The 19,466-nt window shown below is 67.5% G+C and carries 16 protein-coding genes; 3 read left to right on the top strand and 13 right to left on the bottom strand.

The window, feature by feature from the left end; all coding sequences use genetic code 11:
• Nucleotides 1–62: 62 nt before the first annotated feature.
• Nucleotides 63–2,249 (bottom strand): hypothetical protein, encoded by a 2,187-nt coding sequence (locus tag DID96_RS05890; RefSeq protein WP_185732188.1) that lies wholly within the window; start codon nt 2,247–2,249, stop codon nt 63–65.
• Nucleotides 2,250–2,743: 494 nt separating this feature from the next.
• Between DID96_RS05890 and DID96_RS05880 the strand changes: the two genes are divergently transcribed.
• From DID96_RS05880 to DID96_RS05870, 3 genes are read left to right on the top strand one after another with little or no spacing between them, the layout of a single operon-like run.
• Nucleotides 2,744–3,805 (top strand): acyltransferase, encoded by a 1,062-nt coding sequence (locus DID96_RS05880; RefSeq protein ID WP_124598322.1) that lies wholly within the window; start codon nt 2,744–2,746, stop codon nt 3,803–3,805.
• 31 nt (nt 3,806–3,836) lie between these two features.
• Nucleotides 3,837–4,880 (top strand): GDP-mannose 4,6-dehydratase, encoded by a 1,044-nt coding sequence (gene gmd / locus DID96_RS05875; RefSeq protein WP_124598321.1) that lies wholly within the window; start codon nt 3,837–3,839, stop codon nt 4,878–4,880.
• Nucleotides 4,867–5,820 (top strand): NAD-dependent epimerase/dehydratase family protein, encoded by a 954-nt coding sequence (locus tag DID96_RS05870; RefSeq protein WP_124598320.1) that lies wholly within the window; start codon nt 4,867–4,869, stop codon nt 5,818–5,820. The genes gmd and DID96_RS05870 overlap by 14 nt, the downstream gene beginning before the upstream one ends.
• A 67-nt stretch (nt 5,821–5,887) precedes the next feature.
• Here DID96_RS05870 and DID96_RS05865 read toward each other — a convergent pair whose 3' ends face one another.
• From DID96_RS05865 to DID96_RS05810, 12 genes are all read right to left on the bottom strand, one after another.
• Nucleotides 5,888–7,078, bottom strand: a complete 1,191-nt coding sequence (locus tag DID96_RS05865) for an O-succinylhomoserine sulfhydrylase (RefSeq protein WP_124598319.1) — start codon at nt 7,076–7,078, stop codon at nt 5,888–5,890.
• 235 nt (nt 7,079–7,313) lie between these two features.
• Nucleotides 7,314–8,846 (bottom strand): amidophosphoribosyltransferase, encoded by a 1,533-nt coding sequence (purF, locus tag DID96_RS05860; protein ID WP_124598318.1) that lies wholly within the window; start codon nt 8,844–8,846, stop codon nt 7,314–7,316.
• A gap of 52 nt (nt 8,847–8,898) precedes the next feature.
• The gene (locus tag DID96_RS05855; protein ID WP_124598317.1) at nt 8,899–9,393 is read right to left on the bottom strand and encodes a CvpA family protein; all 495 of its coding nucleotides are present in this window, start codon (nt 9,391–9,393) and stop codon (nt 8,899–8,901) included.
• 6 nt (nt 9,394–9,399) lie between these two features.
• Nucleotides 9,400–10,278, bottom strand: coding sequence for an SPOR domain-containing protein (locus DID96_RS05850; RefSeq protein WP_124598316.1), 879 nt, complete (start codon nt 10,276–10,278; stop codon nt 9,400–9,402).
• A gap of 29 nt (nt 10,279–10,307) precedes the next feature.
• Nucleotides 10,308–11,618, bottom strand: coding sequence for a bifunctional tetrahydrofolate synthase/dihydrofolate synthase (folC, locus tag DID96_RS05845; protein ID WP_124598315.1), 1,311 nt, complete (start codon nt 11,616–11,618; stop codon nt 10,308–10,310).
• A gap of 116 nt (nt 11,619–11,734) precedes the next feature.
• A complete protein-coding gene (accD, locus tag DID96_RS05840; protein WP_124598314.1) occupies nt 11,735–12,607 on the bottom strand; it encodes an acetyl-CoA carboxylase, carboxyltransferase subunit beta in 873 nt (290 codons plus the stop codon).
• A gap of 64 nt (nt 12,608–12,671) precedes the next feature.
• Entirely contained in the window at nt 12,672–13,487 is an 816-nt protein-coding gene (gene trpA / locus DID96_RS05835) for a tryptophan synthase subunit alpha (protein WP_124598313.1), read from the bottom strand.
• A gap of 40 nt (nt 13,488–13,527) precedes the next feature.
• The gene (locus tag DID96_RS05830) at nt 13,528–14,379 is read right to left on the bottom strand and encodes a site-specific DNA-methyltransferase (protein WP_124598312.1); all 852 of its coding nucleotides are present in this window, start codon (nt 14,377–14,379) and stop codon (nt 13,528–13,530) included.
• A 9-nt stretch (nt 14,380–14,388) separates the two neighbouring features.
• Complete coding sequence (gene trpB, locus DID96_RS05825; RefSeq protein ID WP_124598311.1) at nt 14,389–15,582, bottom strand: tryptophan synthase subunit beta; 1,194 nt, start codon at nt 15,580–15,582, stop codon at nt 14,389–14,391.
• Nucleotides 15,583–15,637: 55 nt separating this feature from the next.
• Complete coding sequence (locus tag DID96_RS05820; RefSeq protein WP_124598310.1) at nt 15,638–16,342, bottom strand: phosphoribosylanthranilate isomerase; 705 nt, start codon at nt 16,340–16,342, stop codon at nt 15,638–15,640.
• Nucleotides 16,339–17,151, bottom strand: coding sequence for a tRNA pseudouridine(38-40) synthase TruA (gene truA / locus DID96_RS05815; RefSeq protein ID WP_124598309.1), 813 nt, complete (start codon nt 17,149–17,151; stop codon nt 16,339–16,341). The genes DID96_RS05820 and truA overlap by 4 nt, the downstream gene beginning before the upstream one ends.
• Nucleotides 17,151–19,307 (bottom strand): FimV/HubP family polar landmark protein, encoded by a 2,157-nt coding sequence (locus DID96_RS05810; protein ID WP_124598308.1) that lies wholly within the window; start codon nt 19,305–19,307, stop codon nt 17,151–17,153. The genes truA and DID96_RS05810 overlap by 1 nt, the downstream gene beginning before the upstream one ends.
• Nucleotides 19,308–19,466: the final 159 nt, after the last annotated feature.

Below are 19,466 nucleotides of genomic sequence, written 5' to 3'. Positions count from 1 at the left end.
CCTGATGAGCTGCGTGATGAGCTGCGTGATGACGATGGCTGCGCCGCTGCGCTTGCCGCCCGTCACGGCTTCCAGCGATACATCAGCACCTTGCCGCGTGCGTCTTCCTCGACGAACACGAGGTACTCGCCGTTGTCACGCTTCGTCGCGCTGATGCCGAACGGCACGTCGACCCAGCCCGACGCCCTGCCGACTTCCGGCCCCGGGTTCATCACGCCGAGCTCCTTGCCGGTTTCCTTGTCGTACACGTGGATCTTGCCGACCGGCTCCACCGTGAAGATGTAGCGGCCCTCGACCGTGATCCCGATCAGGTCCAGGATCGGCTTCGCGTCGAGCTGCCACGGCAGCGCGACCGTGTAGCGCACCACCGGCGAGCCCGTCGACCACTTGTCGTAGCGGACCAGCACGCGGCCGACTTCCTTGTTGATGCCCGGCTGCGGCGGTGCGTCGGCCGTATAGCCCGTCACGTACAACGTGTCGGTCTGCGGCTCGTAGATCGCGCGGCGCAGCTGCGTGAACGGCTGCGGCATCGGATAGGTCGTGACCTTGTCGTACGCGTAGATCGGGTTGCCGGCCTTGTCGACGCCGCCGTACTGGAACCGGTGGATGCCGCGCACGTCGCTCGTGCGCCAGATGTCGCCCTTCGTGTCGACCCACCAGCCCCAGCCGCCCGCCTTCGCCTTGGCCGTCGTGTTCGTCTCGAACTCGTCGGCGTCGAGGTGGCCGTTGCCGTTCGCGTCGCGCCAGATCCAGTCGCCGCCCGGCGGCTTGTTCGGCACGTTGTCGACGGGCCGCGCGCGGCCCGCGAGCAGGCCCGACGGGATCGCGACCTCGCCGTCGCGCTTCGGATCGAAGCGGTAGATCTTCAGGTGATCCGCGTACATGTCGGTCAGGTACAGGAACGTGCGGCCGTCAAGGCGGCGCGCGATCGGCATGCCCGGCCACTGATCGGTGTGGAACACCGGATCGTCCGGATACTTGAAGCGGTTCGACAGGAATCCTGCGTACTTCCATTCCTGGCCTGCCGGCTTCAACAGGTCGAGCTCGAAACGCTTGTTGCCCGTGTACACGCTGTTCGGCCGCGCGGGGTCGATCCACGCGCCGTCGACGAACAGCAGCCCCTGCACCTGCCAGCGCAGCTTGCCGTCCGGCGTGTAGCTCTCGAGCACGGCGCCGAGGCCCGCGCCGATCGTGTCGTGACGCGGCCCGATGCCGTTCGTCGCGACGTAGATATTGCCGCTGCGATCGACGCCCACGCCCGTCAGTCCATTGAAGCGCTGCGGGCCCGGCCGGCCGGCCACCGGACCGGCGAAGATGCCACCTCGCTCGCCGAGCGTGCTGGACAACGTGTAGCCCTTGCCGCCCTTCGAGAAGATCAGGATCTGCTGACGCGGCCCGTTGTCGGCGACGAGCACGCGCCCCTTCGCGTCGACCGCGACGTCGACCGCATCGGTGTTCTCCGGCAGCGCGGGCCCATCATCGAGCTTGCGGCCGTCCGCGCGCACGTGCACGAGATGCGCGGGCCCGTTGAGCGTATCGGTCAGGAGCCACAGCGTGCCGTCGCCGGCGAGCGCGATGCGGCCCGGCTCGTGTGCGCTCCACGTGCCCTTCTTCTGCATCGTCTCGGCGTCGTAGACGTCGACTTCGTCATGCGTCGGGTTGGTCGCGAACAGCGTCTTGTCGTCGGCCGCGAGGCCGCCCACTTCCGCCTTCACCGCGCCCACTTCCGGCCGCGCGGCGGCCGGCACCTCGTTGACCATCATGAAGCTCGCGGCCATCCGCGCGCGGCCGGCATCGGCGCGCCCGCCAGGCGCTACCTGCGGCGCCGCGCGAAACGGCGCGGGCTGCTTCATGTCGCCGAGCGTGCGCCGCGAGATGCCGAACCATTGCTTGCCCTTCTCCGGCCAGATGCCGGGCGACACGAGGTGGCCGCGCTCGTTGCCGACGCCGATCGCGACGTACGCATACTTGCCGTTCACCGCGACCGCATTGCCGCCCAGGTTGCCCCAGCCGTGCGTGCCGCCGGCGAAGCCGAGCATCTTGCCGTCCTGGTAGACGCTCGCCTCCGCGCCGCTCTCGTCCCACGGCGCATTCGTATATACCTTGCCGTCGGGCGTCACCGCGATCGCGCGAATATCGATCTGCGTCCAGCTGCCGTCACCATAGCCGTACGTATTGCCGATCCAGGATGTCGTCGCGGGCAGCACCGTTTCGGCCGGCGCGGCCCACGTCAGCCATGCCGCACCCATCGCGATGGCGGCCAGTATCAGACGTTGCAATGCGCTTCTCCACTCGATGCTTCAGCGATCAGGCAGGGCGGCCGCAGGCCGCGAATGCCGTATCGCTAAATGGGTTTCAAACGACGCGATGCAGGTTACAAGCAAAAATAATCACAAGAAATTTGGAAATATTTGGGGATGTTTCTGAGTGGAATATCGAACCGGAACCCATCCTGGAAGGCACCGAAAGGCGGCAATAACGACCGCACGGCGGGGTCGGATCTGTAGAAAATGCCGCATTTCGCAGGCCGGCCGCGCACCGCCGCCGTAAAAAAATTCCGCTGCGGTGAAATGAATGGATATCGAATGTTTTTCGTCAGGAAAATAGCGTGCGTTTTTTTGCCGATTTCTTTTCCCTAGAATCGATTTCGATTCGATATTTCATTTAAAGGCATGCATTACGTTCACGCATCGAATGCGCGATGCGCCGCGCGACACGCGGCCCGTTGCGAAGGAGCGGCGCGATGACGGTCCCGCGCACCGCCGACACTCCCGTGCCGCAACACGGCCGCATCGTGCAGCTCGACGGGCTGCGCGCGATCGCCGTGGGCGCCGTATTCCTGCAGCACGCGCTGAAGGCGCCGCTGTGGATGGGCGTCGACCTGTTCTTCGTGCTGAGCGGCCTTTTGATCACCGGCATCCTGCTCGACCGCAAGGCGCGCGGGCAGTCGTACTTCAGCCACTTCTACGCGCGCCGCGTGCGCCGCATCCTGCCGCCGTACGTGCTGCTGCTCGCGGTGTCGACGGTGCTGTTCGGCGCGAGCTGGCTGCCGCACTGGCCGTGGTTCGCGTTCTTCTCGACCAATATCGGGCTGTCGCTCGGCAGCGTCGGCCACGACAGCCTCAACGTGCTGTGGTCGCTCGCGGTCGAAGAGCAGTTCTACATCTTCTGGCCGTTCGTCGTGCTGTGGTGTTCGGAGCGTGCGCTGCTGTGGATCGCGGCCGCGCTGATCGTGATCGCGCCGATCCTGCGCGCGATCGCGACACCGTGGTTCGACTCGTTCTGGCCGATCTACTACCTGACGCCGTTCCGCATGGACCTGCTCGCCGCAGGCGCGCTGCTCGCGATCGTGCTGCGCCGCGACCGGCGCGCGCTCGATCCGTTCTATCCGCTCGCCGTTGCGGGCGCGCTCGTGGCGCTCGCGATCCTCGGCTGGCTGCACCTGTCGTTCCCGCGCTTCCGCGCGGCGAACACGCCGCTGTCGAACGCGGCGCTCTACAGCGTCTCGCTGCTGCTGTGCACGTCGATCGTCGTGATCGCGCTGCGCGGCCGCGGCCTCGTGCAGCGTGTGCTGACGAACCCCGTGCTCGTCTACGTGGGCACCATCAGCTACACGGTGTACCTGATCCACCTGAGCGTGCTGTATGCGCTCTGGCCGCTGCACCTGAACCGCTACATGACCGCAGCGCTCGCACTCGCGATCACGCTCGCGTATGCAACCGCGACCTGGTACGGCTTCGAGCGGCGCCTGACGCGCGGCCCCGCGCGCGGCGTGCTGCCTGCGGCCGTCCGCACCACTGCCTGATTTTCTTCATCGTTTCGACTAGGACATCGCCATGAGCCAAACTCGCAAGGCCATCATTACCGGGGTGACGGGGCAAGACGGCGCCTACCTGACCAAGCTGCTGCTCGACAAGGGCTACCAGGTCACGGGCACCTATCGCCGCACCAGCTCGGTCAATTTCTGGCGCATCGCCGAGCTCGGCGTCGACACGCACCCGAACCTCACGCTCGTCGAACACGACCTGACCGACGCCGGCTCGAGCCTGCGCCTGCTCGAACGCACGCAGCCGGACGAGGTGTACAACCTGGCCGCGCAGAGCTTCGTCGGCGTGTCGTTCGACCAGCCGTCGACCACCGCCGAAGTAACGGGCCTCGGCACGCTGAACCTGCTCGAGGCGATCCGCGTCGTCACCCCGAAGACGCGCTTCTACCAGGCTTCGACGTCCGAAATGTTCGGCAAGGTGCAGGCGATTCCTCAAACGGAATCGACGGCCTTCTATCCGCGCAGCCCGTACGGCGTCGCGAAGCTGTTCGCGCACTGGACGACGGTGAACTACCGCGAGTCGTACGGCCTGTTCGGCAGCAGCGGGATCCTGTTCAACCACGAGTCGCCGCTGCGCGGCCGTGAATTCGTCACGCGCAAGATCACCGACACCGTCGCGAAGATCAAGCTCGGCAAGGCAAACCGCCTCGAGCTCGGCAACCTGGACGCGAAACGCGACTGGGGCTTCGCGCTCGAATACGTCGAAGGGATGTGGCGGATGCTGCAGGTCGACGAGCCCGACACCTACGTGCTCGCGACCAACCGCACCGAGACCGTGCGCGATTTCGTGCGGATGGCGTTCGCGGCCGCCGGCTACCAGATCGAGTGGACCGGCAAGGGCGAACAGGAGCGCGGCCTCGACGCGTCGACGGGCGACGTGCTCGTCGAGGTGAATCCGAAGTTCTACCGGCCGGCGGAAGTCGACCTGCTGATCGGCTGCGCGGACAAGGCCAAATCCAAGCTCGGCTGGGCGCCGCAGACGACACTCGAGCAGCTTTGCCAGATGATGGTCGAAGCCGACCTGACGCGGAACCGTCACCATGACACGTACTGAACGCCTGTCACGCCGTGCATTCGTCACGGGCCTGACCGGCTTCACCGGCCGCTACATGGCGCAACGCCTCGAAGCGGCCGGCTATGAGGTATGGGGCACGGTCGCGCCCGGCGCGCCGCGGCCCGACGATCCGGCCCTCGCGCGCTGCACGCTGCTGCCGGTCGACCTGCTCGATGCGCAGGCGCTGCGCGCGGCTGCCGCCGACGCGCGGCCCGACGCGGTCGTGCATCTCGCGGCCCGCGCGCACGTCACGCAGGACGACCCCGCGCTGACCTACCAGGTCAACATCGCCGGCACGCGCAACCTGCTCGCCGCGCTCGCGGGCCTCGACCGCCGCCCGTCCGCGGTGCTGCTCGCGAGCAGCGCGAACGTCTATGGCAATTCGACGCCCGGCGTGCTCGACGAAAGCGTCGTGCCGGCGCCCGCGAACGATTACGCGGTCAGCAAGCTCGCGATGGAATATGCGGCGAGGCTCTGGTCCGACCGGCTGCCGATCGTGATCGCACGCCCGTTCAACTACACGGGCGTCGGCCAGAGCGAAGCGTACCTGCTGCCGAAGCTCGCCGCGCACTACGCGCGCAACGAATCGCGCATCTCGCTCGGCAATCTCGACGTGAGCCGCGATTTCTCCGACGTGCGCGACGTGACGGCCGCCTATCTGCGGCTGATCGAAGCCGCCCCTGCCGGCGAGACGTTCAACGTCTGCGCGGAACGCGCGTATTCGCTGAAGGAAGTGCTGGCGATGCTGTCGCGCATCGCAGGCTACGTGATCGACGTGAAGGTCGACCCGCGCTTCGTGCGGCACAACGAAGTAAAGAGCCTGAGCGGCTCGCGCGACAAGCTGCGGCGTGTGGTGGGCGAGCTGCCCGTCACGCCGCTCGACGAGACGCTGCGCTGGATGGTGGACGCGATGCGCGTCACGCCGGTCGTGCACGCCTGAACGGTTCTACGCGGCGTGGCGAGCGCCACGCCGCGATCCGCCGACGATCTCTACGATCTACCCGCGCTCAGCCGTCGAGGCCGCGCGCGAGATCGTTGCGCAGGTCGGTCGCGTTCTCGAGACCGACCGCGAGACGGATCAGCCCTTCGGTGATCCCCGCCGCCGCGCGCGCTTCCGGCGTGATGCGCGCGTGCGTGGTGGTCGCTGGATGGGTGATCGTCGTGCGCGTGTCGCCGAGGTTGCCGGTGATCGAGATCAGCTTCGTGCTGTCGATCACGCGCCATGCATTCGCGCGCTGCTGCTCCGGCGTGTCGCCCTTCAGCTCGAACGACACGATCGCGCCGCCCGCCTTCTGCTGCCGTTTCGCGAGTTCATGCTGCGGATGCGATTCGAGCCCCGGGTAGAACACGCGCGCGACGGCCGGATGCGAATCGAGCCACTGCGCGATTTCCAGCGCGTTCGCCGACTGGCGCTCGACGCGCAGCGACAGTGTCTCCATCCCCTTCAGCAGCACCCACGCGTTGAACGCGGACAGCGTCGGCCCCGCGCTGCGCACGAACGGGAACACCTTGCCCATGATGAATTCCTTCGAGCCGACCAGCGCGCCGCCGAGCACGCGGCCCTGACCGTCGAGGAACTTCGTCGCCGAGTGCATCACGACGTCCGCGCCGAGCTTCAGCGGCTGCTGCAGCACCGGGCTGCAGAAACAGTTGTCGACGACGAACAGCGCATTCGCACCCTTCGCAATCCTGCCGATCGCCTCGATGTCGGCGAGCTCCGTCAGCGGGTTCGACGGCGTCTCGAGGAAGAACATCTTCGTGTTCGGACGCACCGCTTCCTGCCATGCGTTCAGGTCGGTCGGATCGACGAAGGTCGTTTCGATGCCGAACTTGCTGAAGATCTGCGAGAACATGCCGAGCGTCGAGCCGAACAGGCTGCGCGAGCTGACGAGGTGGTCGCCGGCCTGCAGCGCGGCCATCACGACCGACATGATCGCCGCCATCCCCGATGCGGTCGCAATGCACGCCTCGCCGCCCTCGAGCGCCGCGAGACGCTCCTGGAACATCGTCACGGTCGGGTTCGTGAAGCGCGAATACGTGAAATAGTCTTCCGAGTTCGCGAAGCGCTCGGCCGCTTCGGCCGCGCTCTTGAAGCAGAAGCTCGACGTGAGGAACAGCGCTTCCGAATGCTCGTTGAAGTCGCTGCGCAGCGTGCCTGCGCGCACGGCAAGCGTATCGAAGTTGAGGGAGTCGTCCATGTTCCGTTTTCCGTTTTCGATGTCCGTGCTGCGCCGCACGGACCAGACCAAACAAAAAAGCCCGCTATGCGTCGGCATCAGCGGGCTTCGGTGCGGTACGACAGCGGTCGACTCGGGCCGGCTGCCGCCGGCCTTCGCTTTAGCTGTTTTGGGATGAAGCCCCGCGTCCGCAAGCTGATATCAAATCGACGCAAGGCCACATCCTATCACGCCTCTACGACGGCGTGTGTCGGCGTCACTCGACCGACAATTGCAGGTTCATCTGCGAACGGGCCGTGTCGCCGCTCGTGTCGCGATCGGCCTGCGACGCCGGGGCGAGACGTGCGCGCTCGATCGAATCGAGATACTCGGGCGTCACGTGGCCGGTGATGTAGTTACCGTCGAAGCACGACGCCTCGAAGCCCTCGAGCTTCGGGTTGATGTCGCGCACCGCGCGGCGCAGGTCGTCGACGTCCTGATAGATCAGGTAGTCGGCGCCGATGATCTTCGCGACTTCCTCGTCGCTGCGGCCATGCGCGACGAGTTCGCCGCGCGTCGGCATGTCGATGCCATACACGTTCGGGAACTTCACGGGCGGCGCCGCCGACGCGAAGATCACCGACTTCGCGCCCGCATCGCGCGCCATCTGCACGATTTCATGCGACGTCGTGCCGCGCACGATCGAATCGTCGACGATCAGCACGTGCTTGTCCTTGAACTCGATGCTCATCGCGTTCAGCTTCTGGCGCACCGACTTCTTGCGCACGGCCTGGCCCGGCATGATGAACGTGCGGCCAACGTAGCGGTTCTTGAAGAAACCCTCGCGATACTCGACGCCGAGCTTCGCGGCGACCTGCATCGCGGCCGGCCGCGACGAATCGGGAATCGGCATCACGACGTCGATCGGCACGTTCGGCAGCTCGCGCCGGATCTTCTCTGCGAGATAGTCGCCCATGCGCAGCCGCACGTTGTAGACGGGCACGCCGTCGAGGCACGAGTCCGGACGTGCGAGGTACACGTACTCGAACATGCACGGGTTGAGGCTCGGCGCCTCAGCACATTGCTGGCTGTGGAAATTGCCGGCGTTATCGATGAAGATCGCTTCGCCCGGCTTCACGTCGCGGACGAATTCGAAGCCGATGCCCTCGACCGCGACCGATTCCGACGCGACCATCCACTCGGTGCCGTGCTCGGTCTCGAGCTTGCCGATGCAGAGCGGACGGATGCCGAACGGATCGCGGAATGCGAGCAGGCCATGGCCGGCGATCAGCGACACGATCGCGTACGAACCCTCGACGCGGCGATGCACGCCGGCGACCGCCTTGAACAGCGCGGCCGGGTCGAGCTCGAGGCCCGTCGTCGACAGCTGCAGCTCGTGTGCGAACACGTTGAGCAGCACCTCGCTGTCGGAATTGGTGTTGATGTGCCGGCGGTCGATCCGGAACATCTCGTCCTTCAACTGCTTCCAGTTCGTCAGGTTGCCGTTGTGCGCGAGGATGATCCCGAACGGCGCGTTCACGTAGAACGGCTGCGCTTCTGCCTCGCTCGACGCCGAACCGGCCGTCGGGTAACGCACCTGGCCGATACCGGCCGTGCCCGGCAGGCTGCGCATGTTGCGCGTGCGGAATACGTCGCGCACCATGCCGTTCGCCTTGTACATGTGGAAATTGCTGCCGTCCGCCGTCGCGATGCCCGCCGCGTCCTGACCGCGATGCTGCAGCAGCAGCAGGCTGTCATAGATCAGCTGGTTGACCGGGGATTGGGAGATAACGCCTACGATGCCGCACATGGCATGTCCTTCAAGATGACAAAAACGGTTCCTTCCTGCGCCAGCCGCACGCTCACACGCGCACGTACTGGGCCATGCCGTCGGGCAGGAGCGATTTCAGCTCATGCACGCCCTGTTCGGCAGCGGGACGCAAAAGCGCATTGCGCCAGAATTCCTGTTTGGGCAGCTCGGTCAGCCCGGCTGCCGCGACCAGCAGTACCACGAGCACCGCGCCGCGCACGAGCCCGAACATCATGCCGAGCGACCGGTCGATGCCGCCGAGGCCCGTCACCTGCGCGATCCGCGACAACAGCGCGTTCGCGACGCCGGCAACGAACACGACGCCGATCACGAGCAGCGCGAACGCGAGCACCCACTGCGTCAACGCGCCGCCCGGCCAGGTCGCCGGCACGTACGGCACGACAAAGCCGACGTAGCGGCTCGCGATCACGATCGCCGCGATCCAGCCGATCAGCCCGAAAATCTCCGACACGAAGCCGCGCCACGCACCGCGCAGCGCCGACAACACGATCACCGCCAATACAGCGTAGTCGAAAGCAGTCAGCATTGCGCGTTACTGGGTCAACCCGGCTTCGCGCACTTTCGCGATCGCGGCGGACGCCGCCGCGCGATCCGCGAATGGACCCGCACGCAACTGTGCCGCGGTGCTGCCGTCAGCCTGCTTGCGATGCTCGACATATGCGGGCACGCCCGCCGATTTCAACTTCGTTGCCCACGCGCGAGCCGTCGCGTCATCCTTGAACGACCCGAGCTGCACCGCGAACCGCGCACCGGCCGGCGACGACGGCGTCGCGTCGCTGCCATCCGCGCCGGCCGTGTTCGCGACGGGCGCGGACGCAGGTGCGGGCTTCGGCGCGGCCGGCTTGGGCGCGACTTTCGGCGCGACGCTTGCGGTCGTCGTGGTGTCGGGGTTCGCGGCCGGGGTCACGGCCTGGTTTGCAGCCTGATTTGCGGCCTGATTCGCCGCGGGCTTGCCGGCGTCCTTCGCTGCCGGTGCGGGCGCAGGCGCCGCGGCCACGGCCGTATCGGATGATGCGGGCGGCTCGTCGTGCGCGACGCCCGCCTGCACGTCGGACGCGTCCTCGTCACGCGGCGCGGCCGCCTGGTGCGACGGCCGGTTCGGAATGTCGATCGAGATGTCGTCGGTCACCGGCTTCGGGTGCGAGTCGAGCACCATCGGCAGCACGATGACGGCGGCCACCACGAGCGCGATCGCGCCAACGAGGCGCCGGCGCGCGCGTTGCTTTTCTGGAAGGGTCGGATCGAGGAGCAGTGCGTCCGATTCCGGACGCTGCTCGGTGCGGCGCGAGCGCCGTTCGACGCGCTCGGTACGCTCTGTACGCTCGTTGCGTACGTTCCGGGAGGCCCCGGTACGACCGCCGCGCCGGGTGGGCGCGTCGTCGTCTTTCTTGCCGAACGAGAAAATTCCCATGAATGGCTGAGTCCGAAACTGCCCGTCAGTCAGTGTTGCTGCGATTTACGATAGGCCATCACGCCAGCTACCGTATGGAAACTGCCGAAAACCACGATTCTATCATTCTCGGATGCTCTTTTTAGTGCATCGCGAAACGCATCGGCCGGCGACGTGTAGCGGGTGATGCTGGAATCGGGGCCATCCTCGACGCCCGCCTTGTGCAGCGCGGCTTCGAGCTGCTCGGCGCTCGCCGCGCGCGGCAGCGGCAGGTCCGTCACGCACCAGTGGTCGATCTCGCCCTTCAGGTGGTGCAGCACGCCGTCGATGTCCTTGTCGTGCATCGCGCCGAACACCGCGTACGTGTACGGGAAGAAGCCCATGTTGCCGAGGTTCTGCGCGAGCACGGCCGACGCATGCGGATTGTGCGCGACGTCGAGCACGATCGCGGGCTTGCCCGGCAGCACCTGGAAGCGCCCCGGCAGCTCGACGTTCGCGAGCCCGAGGCGGATGTCCTGCGCGGACACCGGCAGCACCGCGCGCAGCGATTCGAGCGCGGCGAGCGCGGCCGACGCATTGATCAGCTGGTTCGCGCCGCGCAGCGCCGGATACGCGAGCGCCGGATAGCGCTTGTCGCGGCCGATGTAGCTCCACTGCTGGCGCTCCGTGCCGGGCTGCGCCTCGCAGCGGAAATCGCGGCCGACGAGCCACAGATCCGCGCCGATCGCGTCGGCGTGGTCGATCAGCGTTTGCGGCGCGGCCGGATCGCCGCAGATCGCGGGCTTGCCGGGCCGGAAGATCCCCGCCTTCTCGAACGCGATCTTCTCGCGCGTGTCGCCGAGGTAGTCGGTGTGGTCGATGTCGATGCTCGTGACGATCGCGCAATCGGTATCGATGATGTTGACCGCGTCGAGGCGGCCGCCGAGGCCGACTTCGAGGATCACCGCATCGAGCCCGCGCGACGCGAACAGGTGCAGGATCGCGAGCGTCGTGAATTCGAAATACGTGAGCGACACGGGCTCGGGCAGCGCATTGCGCGCGGCCTCGACGGCCTCGAAGTGCGGCAGCAGCGCGTCGTCGCCGACCATCTCGCCGTTCACCCGCGCCCGCTCGTTGAACGCGAGCAGGTGCGGCGACGTGTGGCAGCCGACCTTGTAGCCGGCGCGCACGAGGATCGTCTCGAGAAACGCGCAGGTCGAGCCCTTGCCGTTGGTGCCGCCGACCGTGATCACGGGGCACGCGAATTCGAGCTGCAGCGCCGCCTTGACCTGGCCGATGCGGGTGAGACCCATGTCGATGCCGACCGGGTGCGCGCGCTCGAGATGCGAAAGCCACGCGTCGAGAGTGGGAAAAGTGCTCATCGTATCAATACGTGAATCGGTACCGCCACTACGCCAAAAGACGAAGCGCGCCGCCTGGCGGGTAAGCCAGGCGACGCGCGCAGTTCAAAGTCCTGTACCTGCGAGTCCGGCGCCGATCAGGCCAGCGCGTCGGCCGGCTGGCGCTGCAGCAGCGCGAGCAGTTGCGCGATCTCGTCGCGCATCTTGCGGCGATCGACGATCATGTCGACGGCACCCGTCTTCACCAGGAACTCGGCGCGCTGGAAGCCTTCCGGCAGCTTCTCGCGCACCGTCTGCTCGATCACGCGCGGGCCGGCGAAGCCGATCAGCGCCTTCGGCTCGGCGATCACGACGTCGCCGAGGAACGCGAAGCTCGCCGATACGCCGCCCATCGTCGGGTCGGTCAGCACCGAAATGAACGGCAGCTTCGCTTCCGACAGCTTGGTCAGCATCGCGGTGGTCTTCGCCATCTGCATCAGCGACAGCAGGCTTTCCTGCATCCGCGCGCCGCCCGAAGCGGTGAAGCAGATGAACGGCACGTGCTGCTCGAGCGCGTTCTGCGCGCCACGCGCGAAGCGCTCGCCGACCACCGAGCCCATCGAGCCGCCCATGAACGAGAACTCGAAGCACGCGGCAACGACCGGCAGCGTGTGGATCGCGCCGCCCATCACCACCATCGCGTCGGTCTCGCCCGTCTCGTCCATCGCTTCCTTCAGACGATCCGGATACTTGCGGCTGTCCTTGAACTTCAGCGAGTCGACCGGCACGATTTCCTGGCCGATTTCATAGCGGCCTTCCGCATCGAGCAGCCCGTCGAGGCGCTCGCGCGCGCCGATGCGCATGTGGTGATCGCACTTCGGGCACACGTGAAGGTTCGCGTCCACGTCGTTGCGATACAGCACGGCCTCGCAGGACGGGCACTTGACCCACAGGCCTTCCGGAATGCCCTTGCGGCTTTTCGGGTCGGTCTGCTTGATCTTCGGCGGCAGCAGTTTGTCGAGCCAGCTCATCGTATGGTTTCCTGTTCCGTGGCAGGCCGGGCAATCTGCACCCGGGCCTGCTTTCATCTGTTGTTTATGCGGCCGTCTTGCCCGCGCCATCCAGCGCGGCGCGCAGCTCGGCGATGAACGCCTTCAGCGCGGCGACGGCGCCTTCCGGCGCGGCGCTCTCGAGGAGCTGCACCAGGCGGCTGCCGATCACGACGGCGTCCGACACTTCGGCCACCGCGCGCGCCGTTTCGGCGTCGCGGATCCCGAAGCCGACGCCCACCGGAACCGGCACACGCGACTTGATGGCCGGGATTTTACCCGCAATGCTCGAAACATCCAGATTTCCGGCGCCGGTCACGCCCTTCAGCGACACGTAATACACGTAGCCGCTCGCGATCTTGCCGACGTCCGCGATGCGCTCCTCGGTCGACGTCGGCGCGAGCAGGAAGATCGGATCGATCTGCGCGGCGCGCATTTTTTCCGCGAACACGCCCGCCTCTTCCGGCGGATAGTCGACGACGAGCACGCCGTCGACACCGGCCTCGTGCGCTTGCGCCGCGAACGCGTCGACGCCCATCCGTTCGATCGGGTTCGCGTAGCCCATCAGCACGACGGGGGTCTTCTGGTCGCGCTCGCGGAAGCGCTTCACGTCGGCGAGCACGCTTTTCAGCGTCACGCCGCGTTCGAGCGCGCGTTCCGACGAGCGCTGGATCACCGGGCCATCGGCCATCGGATCGGAGAACGGCACGCCGAGCTCGATCACGTCCGCGCCGCCTTCGGCAAGCGCGTGCATGAAGTCGACGGTTTTCGCGGGATCGGGATCACCCGCGGTGATGAACGGGATCAGGCCCTTGCGGCCTTGTTCGGCGAGCGCTGCGAAGGTCTGCTGGATACGGGACATGGCAATTTTCCTGAATGCGTTGGCGAGATGGCGGCGCGACTCACGCGCACGCCTGCGCAGCGAGCGCGGCAATGCGCTCGTGCGCGATCGCGCAATAACTTTCGTTGATCTCGTAGCCGACGAAGTCGCGCCCCTGCCGTGCGCAGGCTACCGCGGTCGTGCCGCTGCCCATGAACGGATCGAGCACGCGGCCGCCCGGCGGGCAGCTCGCGAGCACCATCCGCTCGATGATCTCCAGCGGCTTCTGGGTCGGATGATCGACGCGCTCCGCGTGCTGCCGGTGCAGGCGCGAGACCGACCAGACGTCCTTCGGGTTGTAGCCCATCTCCAGCCACTTGCTGCCTTCGAACAGCTTGCGCGAGCGGGCCTTCTTCGTGTCGGCGTCGTACGGGATGCGGACCGGATCGAGATCGAAGTAATACGCCCTGGAAACCGCGAAAAAGCCGATGTTGTCGTGCACCGACGTGAAACGGCGCGTCGTGCCGCCCATGCTCGGCACGCGCCGGTCCCAGATGATCTCGTTGACCATCGTGAGCTTCGTCTTCAGGAAACTGAAGATCTCCGGCGCGTACTGCCATGTGCAGAAGATATACATCGACCCGCTCGGCTTGAGCTTCGGAATCGCGAGCTCGAGCCATTCGCGCGTCCACGCGAGGTGGTCGTCGCCCGAGCGCTTGTCCGAGTCGTTGCCGTAATCCTTGCCGAGCCCGTAAGGCGGATCGGCGACGATCAGGTCGATCGACGCGTCCGGCAGGCATGCGGCTTCGGTCATGAAATCGCGGTTGTGCAATTCGATGCCGGCACGCAGCGCGCGCGGCGCCGCGACGGCGGCTTGCACCGCCTCCGCTTCGCTCGCAGCGCCGCCCGCCGGCTCTTCGATCAGGTCACGCATCGGTCGGGGTCAGAGTTCGATGCCCGATCGCTCGGCGACCGTGTGCATGTCCTTGTCGCCGCGGCCCGACAGGTTGACGAGCAGGATCTTGTCCTTCGGCAGCGTCGGCGCGAGCTTCACGCCGTATGCAATCGCGTGGCTCGATTCGAGCGCCGGGATGATCCCCTCGATCCGGCAGCAGTCGTGGAACGCCTTCAGCGCTTCGTCGTCGGTGATGCCGACGTACTGCGCGCGGCCGCTGTCCTTCAGCCATGCATGCTCGGGGCCGACGCCCGGGTAGTCGAGGCCCGCCGACACCGAATGCGTCTCGATGATCTGACCGTTGTCGTCCTGCAGCAGGTACGTGCGGTTGCCGTGCAACACGCCCGGGCTGCCGGCGATCAGCGATGCCGCATGATGGCCCGTGTCGATCCCGTCACCCGCCGCTTCGACGCCGATCAGCTGCACCGAGGTGTCGTCGATGTACGGATAGAAGATGCCCATCGCGTTCGAGCCGCCGCCGACACACGCGATCACCGCGTCCGGCTGCCGGCCCGCGAGTTCCGGCATCTGCACCTTGCATTCGTCGCCGATCACGCGCTGGAAGTCGCGCACCATCATCGGGTACGGGTGCGGGCCCGCGACCGTGCCGATGATGTAGAACGTGTTCTCGATGTTCGTGACCCAGTCGCGCATCGCTTCGTTCAGCGCGTCCTTCAGCGTGCGCGAGCCCGATTCGACCGGCACGACCGTCGCGCCGAGCAGCTTCATCCGGTACACGTTGGCCGCCTGGCGGCGCACGTCTTCCGAGCCCATGTAGACGACGCACTCCATGCCGAAGCGCGCGCAGATCGTCGCGGTCGCGACACCGTGCTGGCCCGCGCCCGTCTCGGCGATCACGCGCTTCTTGCCCATCCGCTTCGCGAGCAGCGCCTGGCCGATCACGTTGTTGATCTTGTGCGCGCCGGTGTGGTTCAGGTCCTCGCGCTTCAGGTAGATCTGCGCGCCGCCGAGCGTGTCGCTCCAGCGTTGCGCGTGATAGATCGGCGACGGACGGCCGACGAAGTGCTTCAGCTCGCGCTCGAATTCGGCGACGAAGTCGGGATCGTTCTGGTATTTCGCATACGCTGCGCGCAGCTCGTCCAGCGCGTGAATCAGCGTCTCGGCGACGAACGTGCCGCCATACGGGCCGAAGTGGCCGCGATCATCAGGAAGGTTGTACATGGTGTCACTCTCGATCGGTCGGCGCGCCCCGCTGTCGGGGCCGCACCGGCTTGCATCACTTGGCGTCCGCTTCGCGCACCGCGCGCACGAACGCCGCCATCCGGGCGTGATCCTTCACGCCCTTGGCGCCCTCTACTTCGATGCCGCTGGAGACATCGACCGCAAACGGGCGCAGCTGACGGATCGCATCACCGACGTTTTGCGCGTTCAAGCCACCACTCAAAACGGCCCGATGCGCGAGCTCTGCGGGAATAAGTGACCAATCGAAGACCTTGCCGCTGCCGCCGTAGTCCGGCACGAGGGTGTCGAACAGGAGGCCGCGCGCTTTCGAATAATGAAGACCCGATTCTACCAAATCGGCCGATTGCGTCGAGGGGCCGACGCGCACCGCGCGCAGCCACGGCAGCCGTGCCGCGCGGCCCAGTGCGTCGCAATGCTCGGGGGTCTCGTCGCCGTGGAATTGCAGCAGCGTGAGCGGCACGTCGCGCACGACGGCCTCGATCTCGGCTTCGGTCGCGTTCACGAACAGGCCGACGACCGACACGAACGGCGGCGCGAGACGTGCAAGCTCGGCCGCTTGCGCGATCGTCACCGCGCGCGGGCTCTTCGGATAGAACACGAGGCCGATCGCGTCGGCGCCGAGCGCCGCCGCATGCAGCACGTCCTCGGCGCGCGACAGGCCGCACAGCTTGATGCGCGTGCGCGGCGGCAGGCCGGCCGGTGTGGCGGCGGGATCGGGAGAAAGCGCGTTGTCGATCATGTTTGTGGATCCAGATCAGCCCAGACGCCGCTCCACGGCACGCTGCCGAGCTGCGCGGGCGGGACGGCGAATTCCGCAGGATAGCCGACATGGGCAAGATACAGCCCGTCTGCCATGAAGGTGGGAGCTGCGCGGTTGCGGTCGCGACCGGCCAGCACGTCCGCGAGCCATTCCGCCGGATAGCGGCCGCGCCCGACCGCGACGAGGCAGCCCATCAGGTTGCGCACCATGTGGTGCAGGAACGCGTTCGCGCGGAACCGGAAATGGATGAAGTGTCCCGCGCGCCGGATGTCGATCTGGTACAGGTGCTTGACCGGCGTCTTCGACTGGCATTCCGACGAACGGAATGCCGAGAAGTCGTGCTCGCCGATCAGAAGCGCAGCGGCTTCGCGCATCGCGTCGTCGTCGAGCGGCGTGTGGATCCAGCCCGATCGCCCGGCCAGCATCGGCGAGCGCACCGGATGCACGTACAGCGCGTAGTAATAGGTTCGCTCGAACGCCGAGAAGCGCGCATGGAACGCGTCCGGCATCGGCTTCGCCCACTGCACCGCGACCGTCGACGGCAGGAAGGCATTGGTGCCGCGGACCCACGAGAAATCCGTGCGGTCCAGGTCGGTATCGAAATGCACGACCTGCCCGAGCCCGTGCACGCCGGTGTCGGTCCGCCCCGCCACCGTCGTGTGCAGCGGCGTCTGGCCGAATTCGGCCAGCGCGCGCTCGAGCGCGTCCTGCACGGTCTTGCCGTGCGGCTGCGACTGCCAGCCGCAGAACGCCGCGCCGTCGTATTGGATGCCCAGCGCGATCCGCATTACGCTTCGTCCGCCAGTTTCGCCAGCAGCGCGCGCGCATCGTCGCGCGTGGCGGCATCGTTCGCGTCGACGACTTCCTCCAGCAGCGTCCGCGCGCCGGACAGGTCGCCCAGTTCGACGTACTCGTGCGCGAGATCGAGCTTGTTGCGCGCGATGCGCACGAGCTCTTCCGGCGTCAGCGCCGGGAGAACCGCGCCCGACGCGGCCGGCAGGTCGAGATCGAAATCGAGCTTCAGCGCACCGAATTGCGCGCCGCCGAGCGGCGCAAGCGTCGGCGCCGCCGCCGGGGCCGCGCCGACATGACCGGACGGCGCGACATCCGCGTCCCATTCGAGGTCGTCCTCGTGGTCGGCCTGGCTTTGCGGGGTCGGATACGGCGCATCAATTGGCGGGCGCGGTGCGGCTTGACCGTTAGTTGCGAACGCTGCGCCAACAGGAAGCTCGTCCGATCCCGGCGCATCATGGGTCGGCGCAGGGGACACGCCCGGCGTGCGCGGCGGCAGCGGCATGTCGAGGCTGTTCAGCGCAGTGATCGCGCTTTGCATCATCGCCTGCTGCGAGTCGGCCGCAGACGGCACGGACGGCGCAGGTTGCGCAACTGGCGTCGACGACTCAGCCGGTGCAGCCGGCGTCACCGGGGCGTCGACCGGCTGGCTAGCCGCGGCATCCGCCGAGCCCGGCACCGCCTCATGTGCCGCGCGATCGTCTCGCTGCGTCTCGACAGCCGGCGCCGAGGCCTCCGCTTCTCGCGTGTCGTGCGCTTCGAGTGGCGTTTCGTGCGTTTCGTGCGTTTCGTGCGTTTCCGCAGCCTCCGCGGCCGCGGCCGCCGCGGCCGCCAGATACACATCCGCCGCCGCGTCGCGCGACACCGGCGTTTCCGGCTGGATCGGCAATTCCGGCGCGGCGTACGGCGTCACGTTGTCCGCGTCGGATGCGCCGGATGCGCCGGATGCGCCCGTTGCAGCCGTGGTGGCCGCAACGGCGTCGCGCCGGGCCTTCCGGCGCTTGCGCCACATGAAGCCTGCGATCAGCACCACTGCGGCTGCACCGCCAGCGGAAACCGCACGCCAATCGACCTGCGAGGCGGCACCCGTCGTCGACGGCGCTGCAACAGGCGCGGCGGGACGCGCGGACGGCGTCTCCGGCTGCGCCGCACTCGCGGCCTCGCCGGTTGCGGCGGCGGCACTGGCTGCCGATGATGCGTCGAACGCACCGGTCGCGTTCGCGGCCGGAGCCTGCGTGACCGGCGCCGGTGCCAACGTACGGCCCGCGTCGGCGGCAGCGCGATCGGTCGCGGCCGGCTTGCCGATTCCGTGCTTCTGCAACTCCATCAGCACGCGGTTCTTCAGCGCGAGCAATTGCTGCAGGCTGGACGGCCGCGGCTGCGACGTGCCTGCGGCCGGCGCCGCGCTCGAGGGCGCGGCCAGGCCCGGCGCGCCACCGTGCGTCGACGGCGTCGCCGCCTCGCTGGCGGACGAAGGCGCGGCCTCGATCGCACCGCTCCACACATGCGGCCCGCTCGCGCCGGCCGGCGACGCCGCCGACTGAGCGCCGGCTTCCGACGCGCCATGCGAACCGGACACGCCGGCAGCAGACGACGCACCGGCCACGCCCGTCGCAGCCGACGCATGCGCTTCGCCAGCCTGCGCCGCATGCGCGGCAGATGCCGACGGTACCGCCTGCGCGTTCGGCGCCGGATGCGGCGCCGAAGCGGCATGTGCTGCCGAGGACGTCGCCGGTGCCGACGCCGCATGCGCTGCGGAGGACGCCGCCGTTGCCGAAGCGGCCGCACCCGATGCGCCAACCGCCGCGCCCGTCGCATCGAGCGCCGGCACCGTCAGTGTCGCGCCGAGTTTCAGGCGGCTCGGATCGCGTTTCATGAACGCCTGCGGATTCGCGTCGAACAGCGCGCGCCCTGCCCGCGCGAGCACGCCAGGGTCATGCGACTGCGTCACCGCGATCGCGAGGTCGTTGAGGGACTGGCCGGACTGAACCGTGATGGTGAGCGGCGCCGCGGATCCCGCCTCGGTGGCGGCGGCGTCGCTGGCGCCGAACGCCCACGCGGACGCGGCGGTGCCGAGCGCAAGAACCGCCAGTGCGCTGCGCACCGCATGCGCCAGCCGGGATTGACGCGGGAACAAGGAAATTCGGAACATCGTTGGCTCTATCGCCGCGCGGGCGCGCGGCTCGGGTTCTCGTTGGGAAGCGTCAGAAAAAGTCGCCGCAGAAATGCAAAAGCGCCGCGTTGAACGCGACGCTTCCGGGTTGTCTGCGCGTCGTAACCGCGTAGTTTACTTCACGCGATCGGCTTCGGG

Source organism: Burkholderia sp. Bp8963, assembly GCF_003854275.1.
In the GTDB taxonomy this organism is placed as follows: domain Bacteria; phylum Pseudomonadota; class Gammaproteobacteria; order Burkholderiales; family Burkholderiaceae; genus Burkholderia.
Note: the sequence above shows the minus strand (reverse complement) of the source record. Positions and strands in the feature narration are given on the sequence as shown.